19 protein-coding genes and 1 riboswitch are annotated in these 19373 nt (G+C 63.1%); of the genes, 8 read left to right on the top strand and 11 right to left on the bottom strand.

Translation table 11 applies throughout. The features are described 5' to 3' along the window. Positions 1-891, top strand: coding sequence for a 50S ribosomal protein L3 N(5)-glutamine methyltransferase (prmB, locus tag BXA07_RS25355; RefSeq protein WP_076572042.1), 891 nt, complete (start codon positions 1-3; stop codon positions 889-891). Positions 892-940: 49 nt separating this feature from the next. After that, positions 941-2935 (top strand): ATP-binding cassette domain-containing protein, encoded by a 1995-nt coding sequence (locus BXA07_RS25350; RefSeq protein WP_076572039.1) that lies wholly within the window; start codon positions 941-943, stop codon positions 2933-2935. Positions 2936-2975: 40 nt separating this feature from the next. Here the strand turns inward: BXA07_RS25350 and BXA07_RS25345 are convergent, their stop codons facing one another. Next, positions 2976-3476 (bottom strand): chemotaxis protein CheW, encoded by a 501-nt coding sequence (locus tag BXA07_RS25345; RefSeq protein WP_076572036.1) that lies wholly within the window; start codon positions 3474-3476, stop codon positions 2976-2978. 201 nt (positions 3477-3677) lie between these two features. On the opposite strand from BXA07_RS25345, the gene arfB reads away from it, so the two are divergent. Next, positions 3678-4076: an alternative ribosome rescue aminoacyl-tRNA hydrolase ArfB gene (gene arfB, locus BXA07_RS25340; RefSeq protein ID WP_034749850.1), complete on the top strand. Its 399-nt coding sequence runs from the start codon at positions 3678-3680 to the stop codon at positions 4074-4076. 3 nt (positions 4077-4079) lie between these two features. Here arfB and BXA07_RS25335 read toward each other — a convergent pair whose 3' ends face one another. Then, positions 4080-5939 (bottom strand): flagellar assembly protein A, encoded by a 1860-nt coding sequence (locus tag BXA07_RS25335; RefSeq protein WP_139335749.1) that lies wholly within the window; start codon positions 5937-5939, stop codon positions 4080-4082. 147 nt (positions 5940-6086) lie between these two features. Next, positions 6087-6488, bottom strand: coding sequence for a hypothetical protein (locus tag BXA07_RS25330; protein ID WP_076572033.1), 402 nt, complete (start codon positions 6486-6488; stop codon positions 6087-6089). Positions 6489-6751: 263 nt separating this feature from the next. On the opposite strand from BXA07_RS25330, the gene ompR reads away from it, so the two are divergent. Together ompR and BXA07_RS25320 are read left to right on the top strand one after the other, a co-directional pair. Further along, positions 6752-7453: an osmolarity response regulator transcription factor OmpR gene (gene ompR, locus BXA07_RS25325; RefSeq protein ID WP_223278807.1), complete on the top strand. Its 702-nt coding sequence runs from the start codon at positions 6752-6754 to the stop codon at positions 7451-7453. A gap of 13 nt (positions 7454-7466) precedes the next feature. Beyond that, on the top strand, positions 7467-8825 hold the full coding sequence (locus BXA07_RS25320; protein WP_076572029.1) for a sensor histidine kinase: 1359 nt from the start codon (positions 7467-7469) through the stop codon (positions 8823-8825). A 65-nt stretch (positions 8826-8890) separates the two neighbouring features. Here BXA07_RS25320 and BXA07_RS25315 read toward each other — a convergent pair whose 3' ends face one another. Both BXA07_RS25315 and BXA07_RS25310 read right to left on the bottom strand, forming a co-directional pair. Then, positions 8891-9370 carry an Imm26 family immunity protein gene (locus tag BXA07_RS25315; protein WP_076572027.1) on the bottom strand — a complete coding sequence of 160 codons (480 nt, stop codon included), beginning with the start codon at positions 9368-9370 and terminating at the stop codon, positions 8891-8893. A 93-nt stretch (positions 9371-9463) separates the two neighbouring features. After that, positions 9464-9769 carry a ferritin family protein gene (locus tag BXA07_RS25310; protein ID WP_076572104.1) on the bottom strand — a complete coding sequence of 102 codons (306 nt, stop codon included), beginning with the start codon at positions 9767-9769 and terminating at the stop codon, positions 9464-9466. A gap of 142 nt (positions 9770-9911) precedes the next feature. On the opposite strand from BXA07_RS25310, the gene BXA07_RS25305 reads away from it, so the two are divergent. Then, a complete protein-coding gene (locus BXA07_RS25305; RefSeq protein ID WP_076572025.1) occupies positions 9912-11069 on the top strand; it encodes an iron-containing alcohol dehydrogenase in 1158 nt (385 codons plus the stop codon). Between the two features lie 65 nt (positions 11070-11134). Next, a riboswitch (TPP riboswitch) is annotated at positions 11135-11232 on the top strand. Positions 11233-11317: 85 nt separating this feature from the next. After that, positions 11318-13483 (top strand): TonB-dependent siderophore receptor, encoded by a 2166-nt coding sequence (locus BXA07_RS25300; protein ID WP_076572023.1) that lies wholly within the window; start codon positions 11318-11320, stop codon positions 13481-13483. Here the strand turns inward: BXA07_RS25300 and BXA07_RS25295 are convergent. The 3 genes from BXA07_RS25295 to BXA07_RS25285 all read right to left on the bottom strand — a co-directional run bounded on the left by BXA07_RS25295 (position 13480) and on the right by BXA07_RS25285 (position 15245). Then, positions 13480-14031 (bottom strand): AAA family ATPase, encoded by a 552-nt coding sequence (locus BXA07_RS25295; RefSeq protein WP_083708528.1) that lies wholly within the window; start codon positions 14029-14031, stop codon positions 13480-13482. The two genes, BXA07_RS25300 and BXA07_RS25295, sit on opposite strands and share 4 nt — an antisense overlap. Further along, positions 14028-14639 carry a nicotinamide riboside transporter PnuC gene (gene pnuC, locus BXA07_RS25290; protein ID WP_076572100.1) on the bottom strand — a complete coding sequence of 204 codons (612 nt, stop codon included), beginning with the start codon at positions 14637-14639 and terminating at the stop codon, positions 14028-14030. Before pnuC ends, BXA07_RS25295 begins: the two co-directional genes overlap by 4 nt. Before the next feature lie 87 nt (positions 14640-14726). Next, positions 14727-15245 carry a DUF2867 domain-containing protein gene (locus tag BXA07_RS25285; RefSeq protein WP_076572021.1) on the bottom strand — a complete coding sequence of 173 codons (519 nt, stop codon included), beginning with the start codon at positions 15243-15245 and terminating at the stop codon, positions 14727-14729. 67 nt (positions 15246-15312) lie between these two features. Between BXA07_RS25285 and BXA07_RS25280 the strand changes: the two genes are divergently transcribed. After that, a complete protein-coding gene (locus BXA07_RS25280; protein ID WP_083708527.1) occupies positions 15313-15960 on the top strand; it encodes a TetR/AcrR family transcriptional regulator in 648 nt (215 codons plus the stop codon). A 51-nt stretch (positions 15961-16011) separates the two neighbouring features. On the opposite strand, the gene BXA07_RS25275 is transcribed toward BXA07_RS25280, so the two are convergent. The 3 genes from BXA07_RS25275 to BXA07_RS30415 all read right to left on the bottom strand — a co-directional run bounded on the left by BXA07_RS25275 (position 16012) and on the right by BXA07_RS30415 (position 19369). Further along, positions 16012-16545, bottom strand: a complete 534-nt coding sequence (locus BXA07_RS25275) for a hypothetical protein (RefSeq protein ID WP_076572018.1) — start codon at positions 16543-16545, stop codon at positions 16012-16014. 129 nt (positions 16546-16674) lie between these two features. Next, positions 16675-17772, bottom strand: a complete 1098-nt coding sequence (locus BXA07_RS25270) for a tetratricopeptide repeat protein (protein ID WP_076572016.1) — start codon at positions 17770-17772, stop codon at positions 16675-16677. Positions 17773-17776: 4 nt separating this feature from the next. Continuing rightward, positions 17777-19369, bottom strand: a complete 1593-nt coding sequence (locus BXA07_RS30415; protein WP_139335747.1) for a tetratricopeptide repeat protein — start codon at positions 19367-19369, stop codon at positions 17777-17779. Positions 19370-19373: the final 4 nt, after the last annotated feature.

The following is a 19373-nucleotide window of genomic DNA, read 5'->3' as shown; positions in this document are numbered from 1 at the left end:
ATGACCCCGAACCCGTTTTCCACGCCACGCGACCTGCTGCGCTACGCCGTTACCCGTTTCAATACCGCCAAGCTGTTTTTCGGCCACGGCAGCGCCGAAGCGTTCGACGAAGCCGCCTATCTGATCCTGCACACGTTGAAGTTGCCGCTCGACAAGCTCGAACCGTTTCTCGACGCCAAATTGCTGCCGTCGGAAGTGGCCAGCGTGATGAGCGTCATCGACCGCCGCAGCATCGACCGCGTGCCCGCCGCCTACATCACCAAGGAAGGCTGGCTGGGCACGTATAACTTCTACGTGGACGAGCGCGTGATCGTGCCCCGCTCCTTCATCGCCGAGCTGATCCCTGAATACTTCTCGCCATGGGTGGCGGAACCGGATGCCGTGGAAAACATCCTGGAACTGTGCACCGGCTCGGGCTGCCTGTCGATCATGATGGCCGACGCCTTCCCGAACGCCGCCGTCGATGCCGTGGACATTTCCGCCGATGCGCTGGCCGTGGCCAAGCGCAACGTCGACACGTACAAACTGCAGGACAGAGTCAACCTGATCGAATCGGACCTGTACACCAACGTGCCGGCCAAGAAATATGATTTGATCATCAGCAACCCGCCGTACGTAAATTCCGCGTCGATGGGCGCCCTGCCCCAGGAATACCTGGCCGAACCGCAGATCGCCCTCGACGGCGGCAGCGACGGCATGGACCTGGTGCGCAAGATCATCGCCGGCGCGGCCGAGCGCCTGACGGACGACGGCATCCTGATGATTGAAATCGGCAACGAACGCGAATACGCGGAAGCGGCTTTCGGCGAACTGGGCCTGACCTGGCTGACGACGAGCGCCGGCGACGACATGGTGTTCCTGCTGACGGCCGAGCAGCTCAAGCTGGCATAAACGCTGGCGCAAGCGCCGCAGTGCCTTAATTTACAACACAAAGAAAAAAATGATACGTTTCCTACAAGTAAGCCTGATGCGCGGCATCAAACCGTTGCTCGAACAAGTCGATGTCACCCTCAATCCGGGCGACAAGATCGGCCTGATCGGCGCCAATGGCGCGGGCAAATCGAGCCTGTTCGCCATGATGCGCGGCGAACTGCACCCTGACCAGGGCGAGATCGATTTCCCGGCCAAATGGCGCGTGGCTTACGTGGCGCAGGAAACGCCGCCGCTGGACCGTGCCGCGCTCGACTACGCGATCGACGGCGACGTGACCCTGCGCAAGCTGGAAGCGGAACTGGCGCGCCTGGAGTCCGAACCGGCCACGTCGGAAAACGGCATCGCCATCGGCGAGATCTACAGCGCGCTGGCCGATGCCGACGCATATACCGTGCAGTCGCGCGGCGAGCAATTGCTGCTGGGCCTGGGATTTACCCTGGACCAGATGCAGCAGCCTGTCGCCAGCTTCTCCGGAGGCTGGCGCATGCGTCTGAACCTGGCGCAAGCGCTGATGTGCCCATCCGACCTGCTGCTGCTCGATGAACCGACCAACCACCTGGACCTGGACGCCATCATCTGGCTGGAAGACTGGCTGAAACGCTACGCCGGCACCTTGCTGATCATTTCCCATGACCGCGACTTCCTCGACGAAGTGGTCAACGTCGTCGTGCATATCGACGAGCGCAAGCTGAAGCGTTATTCGGGCAACTATTCGAGCTTCGAGCGCCAGCGCGCAGCGCAGATGATCCTGGCCGCCGGCGCGCTGGAAAAGCAGCAGCGCAAGCGCGCCCATCTGGAATCGTTCGTGAACCGCTTCAAGGCGCAAGCCTCGAAGGCCCGCCAGGCGCAAAGCCGCATGAAGGCGCTGGCGAAGATGGAGGAACTGGCGCCGCTGCGCGCCGCCGCCGAATTCTCGTTCGAATTCCGCGAGCCTTTGAGCGCCCCGAATCCGCTGCTGGTGATGGAAGACGTCGACGCGGGCTACAAGATCGAGAACGAAGCGACGGGCGAGATCACGCATAAAACCATCGTCAACGGCATCAAGTTTTCGCTGCAGATCGGCCAGCGCATCGGCCTCCTGGGCCAGAATGGCGCCGGCAAATCCACCCTGATCAAGACCATCGCGGGCGAACTGATGCCTTTGACGGGCGACGCCACCCTGGGCAAGGGCCTCAACATCGGCTACTTCGCCCAGCACCAGGTGGAAATGCTGCGCCACGACGAATCGCCGCTGTGGCATCTGTCGAAGATCGCGCCGACCACGCGCGAGCAGGAATTGCGCAACTTCCTGGGCGGCTTCAACTTCCCCGGCAACATGGTGACCAGCTCGATCGCGCCGTTCTCGGGCGGCGAAAAAGCCCGCCTGGCGCTGGCCCTGATCGTCTGGCAGCGTCCGAATTTGCTGCTGCTCGATGAACCGACCAACCACTTGGACCTGGAAACGCGCGAAGCGCTGACGGAAGCGCTGGCGCAGTTCGAAGGCACCCTGGTCGTCGTTTCCCATGATCGCCATTTGCTGCGCGCCACCACGGACGAATTCATCATCGTCGCCGACGGCAAGCTGCAGCCGTTCGACGGCGACCTGGACGACTACAAGGACTGGCTGTTCAAGACCAAGCTGGGCAAGGGTACCGATGTGCTGCCGGCCGCCGGCAAGGCCAACAAGACCGACTTCCCGGTAACGTCGTCCGTACCCGCGCCGGCCGCCGCCCCTGCCGCGCCAGTGCGCGACAAGCGCAAGGAAGCGGAAGAACGCCAGAAAACGGCCGCCCTGCGCAAGCCGATCGAAAACAAGATCAAGCGCCAGGAAGAGCAGATCGCCAAGCGCAACGCGCAAAAGGCGGAAACGGACGCCAAGCTGGGCGAGCCGACCATCTACGACGCGGCCAACAAGGCCAAGCTCAAGCAATTGCTGGCCGACCAGACCTTCTTCACCAAGGACCTGGCGCAGCTGGAAGCGGAATGGCTCGATCTGCAGGATCAGCTCGAAAAGCTCGGTTAATTAACTGACGACAAAAGACGACCTCCGGGTCGTCTTTTTTTTAGGCGACCTGCATGGGACCGGGGCTGCGGATCGCCATCAGGCGGTCGATGTCGACGAGGATCAGGCGGCGTCCCGCCACCGTGCCCAGGCCCAGCAGGTAATCGGCTTCCGCCTCGCCCAGGCCGGGCACGGCGGCGATGTCGGCCGGCGCCAGGCTGACGATATCGGTGACGCCATCGACCACCATGCCCATTACGCCATTGCTCAGCTGCAAGATGATCACGTCGGTGGACGGGTCGGGCGCGCCGTCGGTGCTGCCGAACGCGGCGCGCATGTCGACGATGGGGATGATCACGCCGCGCGAGACGGCCACGCTGTGCAGTACTTCCCCTTCCGAGGAAAAACGGTCGAGTTCCTTGAGCGGGCGCAATTCCCGCACGCAGCGGTAATCGAGGCCGTATTCCAGGCCGCCCAGCCGGAAGCTCAGGTACTGCGTCAGGGATGGCGCGGTGCCGCGTTGCGCCGTTGCTGCGGCGCCAGGCGTGGTCGTGGGCTGCATGATGATCCTTTCATCCGGTAAGCGCTGCCAGGATGCGCAGTGGCGCAAACTTGGCCCCATGCTAACGGGCATCGCCGCAGCCGGCGTTGAGAAACATCAACTTTCCCGGACGACAGCACCCGCGGCGGCCACGGCTTTGCGCCGGCGCAGTCCCGCGCGTCTTGACTTACAATACGAGCATCGTTTTTCCACAGGCAGGCCATGCAACACCTCGTCAATCCCGCAGAAGTTGAATTTTCCGCCATCCGCGCCCAAGGGCCGGGCGGGCAGAATGTCAACAAGGTGTCCAGCGCCATCCATTTGCGCTTCCCCATCGCCGCCTCGTCGCTGCCGGAAGCGTACAAGGAGCGGCTGCTGGCCCTGCGCGACAGCCGCATCAGCAAGGATGGCGTACTGGTGCTCAAGGCGCAGCAGTCACGCAGCCAGGAACAGAACAAGGAAGAAGCCTTGCGGCGGCTGCAGGAAATCATCGACAGCGTGACCTTCCTGCCCGCCGTGCGCCGCGCCACCAAGCCCACGCGCAGCTCGCAGCGGCGACGCCTCGACAGCAAGAGCACGCACAGCGTGCTCAAGCAATCACGCGGCAAGGTCACGGATTAAACGCTAGGGCGGCGGCGCATACGTCCAGTCCAGGCTGCCCATGCTGTCGGCAAACACCAGTTGCGTGGCCGGCGCGGCGCTGCGCAGCAGGGCCTTGATTTCCTTCGGCGGCCGCTCGTAGGCCTTGCCGGGCCCGGGCGGCGCGACCATGGCGCGCACCGTCGTTTCGCCGTCGACCAGGCCGAGGGTGCAGCGCGACTGGCCGGCCGTGGCTTGCCGCTCCTGGCGCAGCTGTTCCACCAGCGTCAGCATCTGCGCATGCAGGATTTCCGACTGTTTCACCTCGAGGCGCAGGCGCGCCACTTCCTTCAGGACGGGGGCGATGCGCGCGGCCAGCTTGTCGTATTGCAGCTGCTGCGCCGGCTGCAATTGCAGCTCGCCACGCCGCAGCTGGCCCGCCAGGGCCAGGTAACTGCGCACCTCGGGCAACTGCGCGATGGCGTCGATTTCCTGCTGGCGCTTGAGCTGCATCTGCTGGTACTGCGCGGCCTTCGCCAGGCTTTCCCCGATTTTCTGCTCCAGTGCGCTCAGGTCGGGCACCAGCGGAAACACCAGCATCTCCACCTGCTTGCGCGGACCGGCGCTGCCGATACGGATGATGCGCGCCGCCACGGCGCAGCCTTCGGCCAGCTCGATGACGACCTCGTCGGCAATGATCTCGCAATTGCTGGCGCTGTCGATCACCACGCGCGTGGCGGCGATGACGCAGCTTTCCGCGCGCTGCAGGTGCACGGTGCCATTGAGCGCCTGCAGCACGGAGCCGGACGCGACGCCTTCGACGCGCACGTCGCCATGTTCGTTGAAGGCCGTGCCGCCCACCAGGTTGCGCTGTAGCAAGATCAAGCCGCCATGCGAATGCAAATGGCCATATACGTCGCCATGGATGGTGATATCGCTGCCATCGAGCTGCCGCTGCTCCTGCACGTCGCCATACTCCTCGTAGGCGGCGCGCAGCTTCAGATTGCCCGTGGTGCGGCTGCTGACGCCTTCGCGGCTGACGATGCGGTTTTCGATGGAGATCTTGCCATGCGCATCGACATTCACGTAGCCCGCCTGCGTGGCGACGACGAAGTCGCCATCGCTGAAATGCTCGACGGCCGTGCCGGCGCCTGCCACCGCCGCCAGGTCCAGCTCCAGCGGCGCGGGCGGCGGCAGCGCATTGCCGGCCAGGTCATAGCCGGGCACCCCTGGGGCGCCCGGCACCAGGCGCAGCAGGCGCGCATGTTTTTTCACCTGTGGAAAGCGGTTCTTGAAGCTGAGCAAGTCGAGCCGGCCATCGGGACGTTCGCGTGGCGCGTCGTTGCGGTAGATACCCTGCGACACTTCGACGAGCCGGGCGTCTCGCCCCGGCTGCGGCGCCAGCGCCCGCGCCACCGTGATGCGCCCGGCCTTGCCGCAGTCGAGCATGGCGCGCACGGTCACAGCATCGATGCCATATTGCACGCCCTTGCCCCACAGGTCGGCCACCAGCTCGTCAAATTCGCGGCGCGCGGGCGGCGCGCCATCCTCCTGCGCAGGCATGGCTTCAAAGTAAAACTCGGCGCTGTCGCCACAGAGCTTGACCTGCTTGTAGAGCAGGCGGCGCAGCGGCGGGAACGGCGCCACGCGGGCGGCGATGCGCAGCAAGGCTTCGCCCTTGGGCGCGGCGCGGGGCGTCGGGGCATGAAACAGGGTCAGCAGGAACAGGGGGTAATCGAGGCCGGCCAGCAGCTGGCCCGACTGGAACAGCTGCCCGACGGCGGCGCGCAGCTGCGCGGGTGCCAGCGACAGGTCGAGGAACACGCCCCCGTCGCGCTGGACGAGGCCGTGCGGCAAACCGGCCGCAGGGGCCATATCAGGAACCGGTGCATCGTCGTCGCTCACCCCTGGCCTCCCTTACATAGAATTTACTTCAATGCACTGGAACAATATCACGGGGCGTGGCGGCGTGCCTGACTCGGCAAAAAATGTGCTTGCAGATGCAAACAGGGCCATGTCTTGCGAGATGGCCCTGTTGAGGGGGGGCGGGGCCTAGCGGCGCGGCGGGTTCGAGTAAATGTCTTGCCCCACTTCATTGATCTGGCGGCGCAGGTCGCGCCGTTCGTCGGGCGTCATGCGGCCCGTGCGGCGCGAGGCGTCGGCACCTTCGCTGGCGCGGCGCTGCTCTTCGGCGCGCGTGTCGAAGCTGCGTGCGTCACGTTGTTCGCGCAGTCGCGTATCATTGCTGTTGCTGCGCTGTACCTGCTCATAGCGCTGCGCCTGCATTTGCTGCTGCTCGTCGCGGCGCGGCGGCGGCTGGTTTTGCGCATGCGCCAGGCTGGCGGCAAACATGGTACAGACGACGACCGTGGACAGCACCAGCGTGGCGAAGAAGGCGCGCGGGAAGACCCGTGCGCTGGGAGCGGCGTGAATTTTTTGGGTAATGATATTCATTGAGTTCCTCTTCCGCAATGCCGTATAAACTAAAGCTGATTTCCACTGTGGCCCCAGTGTATGATGCTTTACACGGTGCAGTAAGAGTAATTGGGTAAAGTTTGTAACAGTTTGTAATGGGTCGCCGCAGCCCCTTGTGGGCGCCGCGCGAGGCGTTACTATAGCAACTAATATAAGATAACACGACACCCTAAATGACCACAACCTCCACATCCGGCAGCAATACAACACCGCAATCGATCCACGGCCACCAGGCAAAGATCATGGTCGTCGATGACGATGTGCGCCTGCGCGACCTGCTGCGCCGCTACCTGACCGAACAGGGATTCAATGTCTTTACGGCCGAGAGCGCCACCGCCATGAACAAGCTGTGGCTGCGCGAGCGCTACGACCTGCTGGTGCTCGATTTGATGCTGCCGGGCGAAGACGGCCTGTCCATCTGCCGCCGCCTGCGCGGCGCGGGCGACCAGACGCCGATCATCATGCTGACAGCCAAGGGCGAGGACGTCGATCGCATCGTGGGCCTGGAAATGGGCGCCGACGACTACCTGCCGAAGCCGTTCAACCCGCGCGAACTGGTGGCCCGCATCGGCGCCGTGCTGCGCCGCAAGGGTCCCGATGAAATCCCCGGTGCGCCGTCGGAAACGCCGCAAACCTTCGAATTCGGCGACTTCGTGCTCGACCTGGGCACGCGTACCCTGAAAAAGAATGGCGAAACGGTGCCGCTGACAACAGGCGAGTTTTCCGTGCTGAAAGTGTTTGCCCGCCATGCGCGCCAGCCCCTGTCGCGCGAAAAACTGATGGAACTGGCGCGCGGCCGCGAATACGAAGTGTTCGACCGCAGCCTGGACGTGCAGATTTCGCGCCTGCGCAAGCTCATCGAACCCGATCCGTCGAGCCCGCTGTTCATCCAGACCGTGTGGGGCCTGGGCTACGTCTTCATCCCGGACGGACAGCCGCGCTGATCGCTGGCGAGGCATGATGAAGCTTGTTCCCGATATCAGCCTGGCGCGGCTGAAAAGCGGCTTGTTCTGGCGCACCTTTTTGCTGCTCGGCACCTTGACCACGGTCAGCATGATCACCTGGATCGGCATGATTTCCGTCATCCAGCGCGAGCCGCAGGCGCAGCAGATTTCCGCCCAGATCATTTCCGTCGTCACCATCACGCATGCGGCACTGACGCACTCGGCCCCCGAGCTGCGGCGCGAGCTGCTGTTCGACCTCGTCAGCAATGAAGGCATCCGCATCTTCTCGCTGGAAGAGGACGACCGCATCGAGCCGCCGCCCGACAATTACCTGATGCCCGACATCGAGGCGCTGGTGAAGGCCAAGCTGGGCAAGGACACGCGCTTTTCCGCGCGCGTCAACGGCGTGGCCGGCTTCTGGGTCAGCTTCAAGATCGACGACGACGAGTACTGGCTGATGCTGGACCGCGAACGCCTGCGCGGCCTGACGGGCTTCCAGTGGCTGGGCTGGGCCAGCCTGGTATCGCTGCTGTCGCTGCTGGGCGCGGCCATCATTTCCAGCCTGATCAATCTGCCGCTGTCGCGCCTGACGGCCGCCGCGCGCGACATTGCCAAGGGCAAGCAGCCGGCGCCGCTGCCGGAAAAAGGCCCGATCGAAATCATCGAGGCGAACCGCAGCTTCAACCAGATGGTTGATGATCTAAAACAAGTGGAATCGGACCGCGCCGTCATTTTGGCGGGCATTTCGCACGACTTGCGCACGCCGCTGGCGCGCATGCAGCTGGAAGTGGAGATGGCCAACCTGTCGGACGAGGCGCGCGAGGGCATCCAGTCCGATATCGGGCAGATGGACGCCATCATCGGCCAGTTCCTCGACTACGCCAAGCCGACGGAAGCGTCGAGCTTCACGGAGGTGGACCTGAGCGGCCTGCTGGCCGACATGGTGCGCGAAGCCATGCGCCTGCCCGACGTGAAGATCAATGCCGAGATCGCCGAAGGGGCGCACGCGATGGGCAACCCCACCGACCTGCGCCGCGTACTGAACAACCTGATCGAGAATGCGCGCCGCTACGGCAAGACGCCGGGCAGCGACGTGACGGAAATCGACATCGCCTGCCACGTGCGCACCAGCCACGGGACGAAAAAGGTGATCATCGAGGTGCAGGACCATGGCACGGGCGTGCCGGCGGAAAAGATCGAGCAGCTGATGAAGCCGTTCACCCGCCTCGACACGGCGCGCGGACAGGCCAACGGCGCCGGCCTGGGCCTGGCCATCGTCGACCGGGTGCTGCTGCGCCACGGCGCCGAACTGCAGGTGCGCAACCGCGAAGGCGGCGGCCTGGCGTTCCAGATCAGCTTGCCGGCGGCATAATTGATGCAGGTTGGATCAGCACGGCATCGCCGTGCGAATCCAACGCCGATGCCGCCCGGCAGCCATCAGGCTGGCGCCTGCTCCGGCGCCAGCAATTTATTCATCAGCAATTCCGTTGCCCCGTAGCCGTACAGGGAGTCGCTTTCCATGCCGGGCGTATCGAAGGGGATCGATTCCTCGCGGTTCAGCTTGGCAGGGTCGGCGTCCGCATAGCTGGCGCGCCAGGCGCGCTGCAAGGATTCATTGCGGCGGATAAAGGCCGGCATGGGCCAGTCGTCGCGCTCCCAGTGGCGGCTGTCGCCCAGCAGGGGCCAGCGCTCGTTGAGCAGGGCCATGTCGCCCGTGCGCAGGCGGCGCACGGCCTGTTCCGGCCGCAAGCCTTCCACCTCTTCCAGCGTGGGCAGGCTGTCGCGCTTGGGCCCGAACATATACGCCAGCATGATGCGCCCGGCAGGCGCCCTGCGCGCCACCACGCCGACGGCATAGCCGCCGCCCGGCAGGGGCACGGCAAACCAGCTGCCTTCTCGGTATGGTAATGATCTCATCGTTGCAAACTCCCCCAAAATCGTGTTCGGGGCACAGTCTACGCGAAACGATGCGCATGTGGCGCATGGTACGTCACAGCAACAAACCAATAGTTACAATATTTTCTCGTCATAGTGATACTGGGCAACTATCGGCCCCGCCTTGAACAGTGCTTCCTTCATTTCCTTGTCCAGGCGCGCATCGCGGCGGCGCATCCATTCGAGCAGCATGGCGACTTCCTTGCGGCTCGTGTCGCCCGCATGGGCCAGTACGCGGCGCAGTTCCGGGTCCGTGCACGCCTCGAAACGCTGGCTGTTCAGGTCCAGCGCCTGCAGCGCGGCGATGGCGGCGCCGATGGCGCGGTGCATGTCGAGCGCGGTGGCGGGCAAGCCGGCTTCTTCCAGTGGGACGGTGGTCATGCGCATTCCTTTTCGCGTGGTGGTGACATCGGCTGCATTCTCCACCGCCCGGACGAAAAGCTCAAGCGTCCACGACACGATTCCACCCGTTCGGCCATAATCATGGCTCGGCAACAGCCTCAACCTCGGCAGCGGGAGCACCATGTTCAATTTCGATTTCTACAATCCGACGCAAATCCTCTTCGGCCAGGGCCAGATCGCCGCCATCACGGCGCTGATCCCGCCGCAGGCCCGAGTGCTCATGACCTACGGCGGCGGCAGCATCAGGCAGAACGGCGTCTACGATGAAGTCAAGGCGGCGCTGGCCGGCCACACGGTGCTCGAATTTGCCGGCATCGAACCCAATCCCAGCTATGAAACCCTGATGCAGGCCGTGGCCATGGTGAAAAGCGAGCGCATCGACTTCCTGCTGGCCGTCGGCGGCGGCTCCGTGGTCGATGGCACCAAGTTCATCGCCGCCGCCGCCCTGCATGAGGGCGAGGCCTGGGACATCCTGGCGAAAGGCGGCAAGATCGTCGAAGCCGCCCTGCCCTTCGGCACGGTGCTGACCTTGCCGGCCACGGGCTCGGAAATGAATGGCTCGGCCGTGATCACGCGCAAGGCCACGCAGGAAAAGCGCTCGTTCATGAGCCGCAAGGTGTATCCGAAATTTTCCGTGCTGGACCCGTCGAAGACGTTCACCTTGCCGCTGCGCCAGGTGGGCAATGGCGTCGTCGATGCGTTTGCGCATGTGATGGAACAGTACCTGACCTACCCCGTGAACGCCTCCGTGCAGGACCGCTTCGCCGAAGGCATTTTATTGACCCTGATCGAGGAAGGCCCGAAAGCCCTGTCGCACCCGGACGACTACGACGTGCGCGCCAACGTGATGTGGAGCGCCACCCTGGCCTTGAACGGCCTGATCGGCGTGGGCGTGCCGCAGGACTGGTCCACGCACGCCATCGGCCACGAATTGACGGCCCTGTACGAGCTTGACCATGCGCAGACCCTGGCCATCATCCTGCCCAGCATGTTGCGCGTGCGCAAACAGGCCAAGCGCGCCAAGCTGCTGCAATATGCGGCCCGCGTGTGGGGCCTCGACGGTGGCGACGAGGACGGCCGCATCGAAGCGGCCATCGCGCGCACGGAATTCTTCTTCCGCCACATGGGCGTCAAGACGCGCCTGGCCGATTACGGCCTGAACCATGCGAGCGTGGACGCCGTCGTCGCTGCCCTGGAAGCGCACGGCATGACGGCGCTGGGCGAACAGCGCGAAGTGACGCCCGCCGTCAGCCGCAAGGTGCTGGAACTGAGTCTGTAGTTTCGACCTGCAGTGTTGTAAAACGGTCGGCCGGTGGGACAGCTGGCCGTGCTTCATGCTAAGCTGTCAACCGCTAGGGGTCCTGGAGCAGTCATCCGGGTGAGAGATACCCTTCGTACCTGATCTGGATAATGCCAGCGAAGGAAAGCGCAAAGTACCTCCCTCCTTTGATAGCTCCTGCGTTGGCGCCAGCCGAACAAGCAGCCTGCCGTGCTCTTTCCCGAGACGGCTTGAACCACGAGCAATCTATGTCCACACCGAATTTATCTATTTCCGTTTTGACCCTGGCCATCCTGCACGCGTTTGCCGCGCCTGCCCTGGCCGCGAATGACAGCACCGAAGCCGCCGAGCCGCAGGCCCAGAATATGGCCGAAGTCGTCGTCACGGCCAGCAAGGCGCCGGCCGCCAAGCGCGCCTCCGTGGGCGGTTTTTCCGACGCGCCGCTGCTGCAGACGCCCGCTTCCGTCACCGTCATTTCGCAAAAAGACATGCAGGACTTGCAAATTCGCAATCTCAGCGATGCCGTCAAGCTCGACGCCAGCATCAACGATGCCTACAACGCCGTCGGCTATGCGGAACAATTCACCATCCGCGGCTTCAAGCTCGACAACAATTCCAGCTACCGCAAGGATGGCGTGGCCATTCCCGGCGACACGCAAATTCCGCTGGAAAACAAGGAGCGCATCGAAGTGCTGAAAGGCCTGGCCGGCTTGCAGGCGGGCGTGGCCGCGCCGGGCGGCGTGATCGACTTCATCGTCAAGCGCCCGACCGCCGCACCGCTGCGCACCGTCACCGTGGAAGCGCGCGAGCGGGGCACCCTGTACGGCGCCGTCGACCTGGGCGGCCGTCTGGAAGACACGCGCTTCGGCTACCGGGTCAACGTGGCGGCCGAGCGCCTGCGCTCCTACATCAAGGGCGCGGACGGCAACCGCAAGTTCATTTCCGGCGCCTTCGACTGGCAGATTTCGCCGCAAGCCCTGCTGCAGCTCGATGCCGACTACCAGGACAAGGCGCAGGCGACGGCGCCCGGCTTCCAGCTGCTGAACAATAAAACCTTGCCAACCGGTATCAGCGCCGACGCCATGCTCAACCTGCAGCCGTGGACGCGCCCCGTGGAAACCGTCACCAGCAATATCGGCCTGCGCTTCCAGTACGCCTTCAATGACGACTGGCACGCCACCCTGTCGGCCAACCAGCACTCGTTCAAGCGCGACGACTACACGGCCTTCCCGTATGGCTGCGCTGCTGAAAAAATGGATCCCGGCTTCTGCGGCAATGGCGACTACGACGTGTACGACTACCGCAGCCTGGGCGAGACGAAAAAACCGCTGAGCGCGCAAGCCATGATCCAGGGCAAGTTCGCCACCGGCTCCCTGCGCCATGAATTCACGGCCGGCGTCTCGACCTTCCGCCGCAAGGACCGCGCCGGCCTGTATGTGTACGACTGGGTGGGCGTGAGCAATATCTACCAGCCGCAGATCGTCGGCACGTCGCCCGGCGTCACGGGTCCCGTGCGCCTGGTGCGCAAGGATACGGAAAACTCCGTGTTCGTGCAGGACATCGTCAGCCTGGCGCCGAACTGGAAGCTGCATGGCGGTTTGCGCCATATCAATGTCGATGGCTACCAGTACGTGCTCAAGGCCGACACGGAAATCCGCGCCAGGCACGACTTCCTGCTGCCCAACGTGTCGCTCGTCTATACCCCGCTCGACAATGTGTCCGTGTATGCGGCCTATTCGCAGGGCATGGAACATGGCGGCACGGCCTACTATAAGGCGATGAATGCCAACGAAGAGCTGTCGCCGAGCCGCTCGAAGCAGATCGAACTGGGCGCCAAGATGGATGTGACGCCGGAGTTCATGGTGGCGGCCAGCCTGTTCCAGATCCGCAAGGGCCTGGAATTCAATCAGCCACTGGCTTCGGATCCAGAAGAGTATAACTTCGTGCGCAATGGCCAGGCCCAGCACCGCGGCCTGGAATTGTCGGCCCAGGGGAAAGCAACAGCCAACCTGAGCCTGGGCGCTTCCGTGACGGCCCTGAACAGCCAGCAGTCAGGCACGGGCAGTGCCGACCTCGACGGCAAGCGCGTGCCCAACGTGCCCGCCTTCAAGGCGGCCGTGCATGCGGACTATGCCGTGCAGCAAGTGGCGGGCCTGAGCGTCAATGGCAGCTGGGAATATGCGGGCAAGAAAGCGTTTGAGTACAACAACACGACCTTCGTGCCGTCCTACCACGTGTTCAACCTGGGCGCCGCTTACGCCACGCGCATCGCCGGCACGCGCGCCGTGCTGCGCGCCGCCGTCAACAACGTGGCCGACAAGTTCTACTGGCGCGACGTGACGCCGGAAGCGGGCGGCTACCTGTACCCGGGCGCCAGCCGCACCTTTAAAGTTTCCGCGCAGTTCGATTTTTAATTGAGGGAAATGGCAGGCGCAGCAGCAAGCGCCTGCTGCAGCAAGGGCGCCGCCTGTTCCAGGCGCGCGTCCAGGCTGTCGCGCAGCACGTGATAGGCGATGCCGCGCGCGTCGAGCTCGTCAAGCAGGTAGCGGTAGATCAGCTGGCGCACGGCTTCGGACTCGCGCTGCAGGCCATCGGCCACCCACGGGCTGTCGGGCGCCGTCACCAGCGTCAAGCCATAGTGATTGCCGGCGGCCAGCGCGGCCAGGCGGGCGTCCGCACCGGCAAAATAATGGCGGCTGTAGACGGCCGTCATCAAGGGCGTCGTGTCGCAAAACAGATAGTTGCGGGCTTGCGTGGCAGCGGCCGCTTCGCGCTCGACTTGCGTTCGCGCAATCCCAAACTGGTCGGCCGCTACGGGCACCCTGCCCTGCGTCTCGACGAATTCACGCAGGTATTCCGGCACCCAGACGGTGCCGTAGCGCTCGGCCAGGGCGGCCGCCAGGGTCGACTTGCCCGACGATTCCGCGCCCAGGATGGCCACGCGCACGCAGCGGGCCGTCACTTGAGGACCATCGCGTCAGGCGCGGCCGGCGCCGCTTTCTTCCAAGCCAGCAAGCCGATCGTGGCCATGACGACAAACACGGCATACAGGATGGCCGTCAGGGTCAGGTCCTTGTGCAGGTACAGCCACACGTACAGCACGTCGACGATGATCCAGACGATCCAGTTCTCCAGCTTCTTGCGCGATAACAAAAACTGCCCGACCAGGCTGCCTGCCGTCAGGAAACCGTCCGCATGGGGCACGTCCGTGTCGGTGGAGGTCAGCAGCCAGGCCAGCAGCACGAAGCCCGCCAGCCACGCCAGGGCGCTGCCCAGCCAGCCGCGCATGCCCAGCCGCGTCACGGGCAGGGTCGTGCCGCCGCTGGCCGGATGCAGCCACTGGTACCAGCCCCAGAACGAGACGCTGATGAACAGCAGCTGCAAGGCCATGTCGCCATACAGGCGCGACTCGAAAAACACGAAACCGTAGGCGGCCGAGGAAATGATGGCGAACAGCCACGCCCAGTGATTCTGGCGGATGTTCAGCGCAACGGTTGTCAGTGCCAGGACAAAGGAAATCAGTTCAAGCGGCGTGGTGGCAAAACCCAGCAGGAGAAGCGTATCGTTCATGGGAATCGTGATGAGGCTGGTGGTGCAGTATGCAATACCGGCCATGAATAAGCAAGATTGCCCTTGCCGTCCGCCGCCCTCCCCGCCTCAGGCGAAGCCTGCCCTGGCCGCGCGCGCCAGCGAATGGCGCACGATCAGCTTGTGAAACGGGCGGATCAGCATGATGTAGGCGCGCCCCACCCAGTTGTGGCAATGCACGACGCTGGAGACGGTGACGCTGCCATGCCGGCCCGCGTCGCGGTTGCGCAGCACGGACAGGCGGAAATCGAGGTGGCTGTCATCCTCGCCCAGGATGATCTCGTCGTCGCTGACGGCATAGATGCGGAAGATGCCGATGCGCTTGCCGGGCCGCGCTTCCATCTGTTTTGCCGTCCGGATGCCGAAACGCGCCACGATGGCGTCGCGCAGCACCATCAGCTTGCGCGCCCAGCCCGGCTGCTTGCCCAGCAGCTGGCGCGCCAGGATCTGCATGTCCATCTGGCGCGCCTGCGCCGTCGGCAAGTCGACGGCGTAGGCGTCGGCCAGGTTGCTGCCCGGATACAAGGGGGCGATGCTGGCGCCTGGCGGCAAGTCCACGGTGCGGACGGCAATGTTCATCTCATGCATGTGCTCTCCATGTTTTCAGTGATAACATGCCCATCATACACGACAATGTGAACAGCGATAACATCGAATGACAACAACGAGCACCTACCATCACGGCAACTTGCGCGACACCCTGGTCGCCACCGTCATCGCGCAACTGGCGCAGCAGCACGACGCCGCCCTGTCGCTGCGCGAACTGGCGCGCACGGTGGGCGTGTCGGTCGCCGCCGTGTACCGCCACTTCCCCAGCAAGGAAGCCCTGCTGGCCGAGGTGGCGGCGGCCGGCTTTGCCAGCCTGATCGCCAAATGGGAGACGCTGCTGCCGCCGCCGGGCAGCTTGCCGGCCGAACAGCGCTTTCAGCTGCTGGGCCAGCAATACATCGAATTCGCCCTGGCCGCGCCTGCCCACTACCGGCTGATGTTCGAGCACCAGGACGTGCGCCAGTTCCCCGCGCTGCAGGAAGCGGCGCAAGCGTGCTTTCAATATGTGCTGCAGACGGCGGGCGCGGCCGTGCGCGAAGCGGGCCTCGATCCCCGCTGGGACAAGGCCGCCGCCAGCGCCGGCTGGTCGCTGGGCCACGGCTACGTGATGCTGCTGCTCAGTGGCCGCCTGGCCATGGCGGACGGCGGCGACGCGCTGTCGCCGGCCATGGTGCCGCGCTTCTTCCAGTTGCCGGTGGAGGCGCTGCGCCAGGCTGCCTTGCCAGGCGGGACAAGCGCAATACCGTCAAATTGACTCGGCTACCGGCAGGCAGAAGTCAGGGCCTGGCAAGCCTTGATATAGCGCTCACGGCAGAAAGCCTTGGCGCACCTGGTCGAGCAGGCGCTCCTCTTCATCCGTATCGGCATCGATTTGCGTGACCACGGTCCAGAACGGCGCGCACGTCTTGATCTGCTCGAAAGCACGGCGCGTTTCCAGCCGCACCATGGTTTTCCTGAGGCTGTGCAGATAGCCTTCCTCGATGGCGCAGAGCAGCTCGTCATCGGCGGCGTCGATCAGCTCGCTTAAAGCACCTTCGATCCTTGCGTAGCCCTCCTCCCACAATTGCCCGATTTCCGGCACATCGGCTTCCATGCACTCGTTCGACCAGTCCGGAGGATAGTAATCGCGCGCCCTGTTACCGGGATCGGTGTCAAAACTCAGCGAAATGGACGGGAACGATACGGCATTGAAGGCAAAGGCTGAAAATGCCTGATCCTTGAAGGCGGACGCGCCCAGCAGCGCCAGCGAGGCGCTGGCCAGCCTGAACAAGGTTGCTTCGACGTCGTATGCAGTTTCAAAAGCGTGCCAATCCGGCGGCAAATCGGGAGTCTGGGGCATGGGAACCTGTCGAAAAAAAATAGCGGTGGATAGTGCGGGAAATTATACGTGGCACAGTCCATGCGGCAGGCCGTGGCGCGTGAACAGTGCGGGGCCATGCCGGGACCGCAAACCGGCGGGACGCTGCGCCTAGCCGGCGGCCAGGAAGTGCGGTTGTTGCAACAGCGCGGCGGCGCCTGGCTGCGGGGTGGCGGGCGGCGGACGGACACCCATGGCGGCGTCGAGCAGGCTCTTTCGTTGACCATCCCACGGCGGCAGATCGGCCGGTGGCAATGGCAGGATTTTATCGAGGTTGGGAAAGCGGCGATTGGGGTTGAAGCCGAGGGCATCTCCTAACACTCCATATCGTAAGGCTCGAGCCTTATCGATGTGCGGAGTAAACATATTGGATAAATCAAAGGGATGGTCAAATTCTATTTGCAATGCGTTAGCGCAATTTTCACAACCGAATTTGACACCCTCATGCAATACCTTTAGAGCGCGCGCTTTTGTTTCAGGGGTACTGTCCCCGTTTGCGGCCCCATCAGATGATCTTAAAACCACATACAAATAATGCAAATCAAATGCAGCTTGGCCATACCCTTGTGCAAGCGCGCACTCGAGCATTTTGGTTGCTACAGGGATGTTGCCCCACATATCAATACCTGGGTGATCCTCGCCAGCCGTTAATTTCTCGCCTAAAAAACCCAGCGCTTGCGGGTTACCCATCTGCGCCGCTTTTTGCCAAAAGGCATAAGCACGCGTGATGTCGCCGTTGACACCCGTGCCATTCGCATAATACGTTCCCATCCGGTCATACGCCGCCGGTATGCCCAGCCGCATCGCCTTTTCCACCAGTTGCACCGCTTCTTCCTCACCATATAAAGGATCGCGCCCTTCCACATACAGGCTGGCCAGATTGAGCATCGCCTTCCAGTGCAATCGCTCTGCCGCCTGACGCGTCAAATCGACGATTTTTTTGTAGTCGCGGTCTTCCACGGCAATTTCGGGATCTTCCAAGGCGCGCGCTTCGAGGAACCAGTCCTCGGCTTGCGCATCGATGGGCGGCACCTTGCTTGCCTCGATTTCGCAAATGAAGTCAGGAACATGCGGATTGAAGAGCGGCAGGCTCTGGTTACGTGGCAAGACTTTGTCGTTAGGCATTTTGCAGGCAAGCAGGCAGCACAAGACAATAAGCGACGCAAGGCGTCCTCTCGCGGCAGCCATGCTGGATTGATTGCTATCCATTGCCTTATCCAAGATCAGGAAGGGACGCATCCATCAAATGCCACGTCACCTCGTAGTCAGGCAAATCGAGCAGCCAGTCGCGGCGCGGTCGCGGGAACGGTGCGCCCTGGTTCAGCCACGCCTGGCGCCAGTACTGGTTGACGATGGCCTGCAGCGGATGGTCAGCAGCCACCCACGGTTGCCAGACGCCGCTGACCGGACAGACCTGGTCGCAAGCGCAGCTCAACAAAGGCTCGGGCCGCGCTACCTCGCGCAGCAAACCCTGCACCGCGCGCGGTTCCACGGCGCCATGGTTGTGCCGTATCGTCAGGCACTGCTCCCACGTCACGGGGCCATAACGACTGTTTCCATCAGCATCCAGCGTGCTGAAATGGCGGAACGCTTCGCCTTTGTGAAATAGTCGGGCCGGTTCCGTCAAGCCCTGCCCAGCGGCAGGTTGCCAGTATGCGGAAAACGGCGCAGTCGGCGCGTCGCTGTGCAAGCCGGTGGGGTGCAGCGCATAGTTAGCGGCCAGGAAATATGGTTTTTGCAACAGCGAGGCGGCGCTTGGCTGCGGGGTGGCGGGCGGTGGGCGGACGCCCATGGCGGCGTCAAGCAGGCTCTTTCGTTGACCATCCCAGGGCGGCAGATCGGCCGGTGGCAATGGCAGGATTTTATCGAGGTTGGGAAAGCGGCGATTGGGGTTGAAGCCGAGGGCACGATTAAGTACCGCATAACGTTCACCGCGAGCTTTGTCCACATATGGCGCCAGCATATCGGCAAGATCAAAAGGAGAACCAAATTCAATTGCCAGTGCGCTCGCACATTCTGCGCAGCCAAACTTGACACCCTCATGCAATACATTTAAAGCACGCTGTTTGGTTGTAGGAGTTCGATCGCCAATCTCATCGCCATTCGCAGCTCTTGGTATTGCATACAAATAGTGCAGGTTAAACGCAGCAGGCCCGTATCCCTGAGAAAGCGCACATGCCATCATTTTTATCGCTACAGGAATATTGGCCCAATATCCTGGAATCGCACCATCTGTTCCCGCTCTTAATTTCTCTCCTAAAAATGCCATCGCCTGAGGATTTCCCATGACAGCAGCCTTTTGCCAGAATGCATAGGCGCGAGTGATGTCGCCGTCAACGCCGGTGCTATTCGCATAATAAGTCCCCATCCGGTCATAGGCCGCCGGTATGCCCAGCCGCATCGCCTTTTCCACCAGTTGTATCGCCTCTTCATTACCGTATAACGGATCGCGCCCTTCCACATACAGGCTGGCCAGATTGAGCATCGCCTTCCAGTGCAATCGCTCTGCCGCCTGACGCGTCAGAGCGACGATTTTTTTGTAATCGCGGTCTTCCACGGCAATTTCGGGATCTTCCATGGCGCGCGCTTCGAGGAACCAATCCTCCGCTTGCGCATCGATGGGCGGCACCTTGCTTGCCTCGATTTCGCAAATGAAGTCAGGAACATGCGGATTGAAGAGGGGCAGGCTTTGGTTGCGTGGCAAGACTTTGTCGTCTGGCATTTTGCAGGCAAGCAGGCAGCACAAGAAAATAAGTGACGCGAAGCGTCCTCTCATGGCAGCCATGCTGGAGTGATTGCGATCCATTGCC

The sequence above is a fragment of the Janthinobacterium sp. TND4EL3 genome, from assembly GCF_900156175.1.
Taxonomy (GTDB): Bacteria; Pseudomonadota; Gammaproteobacteria; order Burkholderiales; family Burkholderiaceae_D; genus Janthinobacterium.
This window is presented reverse-complemented; position numbering and strand designations above follow the sequence as displayed.

What these genes read in the sequence shown, in the direction of transcription:
- arfB (WP_034749850.1), top strand. Translation starts at nt 3,678, where the DNA reads ATGCAACACCTCGTCAATCCCGCAGAAGTTGAATTTTCCGCCATCCGC.
- ompR (WP_223278807.1), top strand. Translation starts at nt 6,752, where the DNA reads ATGGTCGTCGATGACGATGTGCGCCTGCGCGACCTGCTGCGCCGCTAC.
- BXA07_RS25270 (WP_076572016.1), bottom strand. Translation starts at nt 17,772, where the DNA reads ATGGATAGCAATCAATCCAGCATGGCTGCCGCGAGAGGACGCCTTGCG.
- BXA07_RS25305 (WP_076572025.1), top strand. Translation starts at nt 9,912, where the DNA reads ATGTTCAATTTCGATTTCTACAATCCGACGCAAATCCTCTTCGGCCAG.
- BXA07_RS25320 (WP_076572029.1), top strand. Translation starts at nt 7,467, where the DNA reads ATGATGAAGCTTGTTCCCGATATCAGCCTGGCGCGGCTGAAAAGCGGC.
- BXA07_RS25345 (WP_076572036.1), bottom strand. Translation starts at nt 3,476, where the DNA reads ATGCAGCCCACGACCACGCCTGGCGCCGCAGCAACGGCGCAACGCGGC.
- BXA07_RS25350 (WP_076572039.1), top strand. Translation starts at nt 941, where the DNA reads ATGATACGTTTCCTACAAGTAAGCCTGATGCGCGGCATCAAACCGTTG.
- BXA07_RS25275 (WP_076572018.1), bottom strand. Translation starts at nt 16,545, where the DNA reads ATGCCCCAGACTCCCGATTTGCCGCCGGATTGGCACGCTTTTGAAACT.
- BXA07_RS25300 (WP_076572023.1), top strand. Translation starts at nt 11,318, where the DNA reads ATGTCCACACCGAATTTATCTATTTCCGTTTTGACCCTGGCCATCCTG.
- BXA07_RS25330 (WP_076572033.1), bottom strand. Translation starts at nt 6,488, where the DNA reads ATGAATATCATTACCCAAAAAATTCACGCCGCTCCCAGCGCACGGGTC.
- prmB (WP_076572042.1), top strand. Translation starts at nt 1, where the DNA reads ATGACCCCGAACCCGTTTTCCACGCCACGCGACCTGCTGCGCTACGCC.
- BXA07_RS25315 (WP_076572027.1), bottom strand. Translation starts at nt 9,370, where the DNA reads ATGAGATCATTACCATACCGAGAAGGCAGCTGGTTTGCCGTGCCCCTG.
- BXA07_RS25280 (WP_083708527.1), top strand. Translation starts at nt 15,313, where the DNA reads ATGACAACAACGAGCACCTACCATCACGGCAACTTGCGCGACACCCTG.
- BXA07_RS25285 (WP_076572021.1), bottom strand. Translation starts at nt 15,245, where the DNA reads ATGCATGAGATGAACATTGCCGTCCGCACCGTGGACTTGCCGCCAGGC.
- BXA07_RS25310 (WP_076572104.1), bottom strand. Translation starts at nt 9,769, where the DNA reads ATGACCACCGTCCCACTGGAAGAAGCCGGCTTGCCCGCCACCGCGCTC.
- pnuC (WP_076572100.1), bottom strand. Translation starts at nt 14,639, where the DNA reads ATGAACGATACGCTTCTCCTGCTGGGTTTTGCCACCACGCCGCTTGAA.
- BXA07_RS30415 (WP_139335747.1), bottom strand. Translation starts at nt 19,369, where the DNA reads ATGGATCGCAATCACTCCAGCATGGCTGCCATGAGAGGACGCTTCGCG.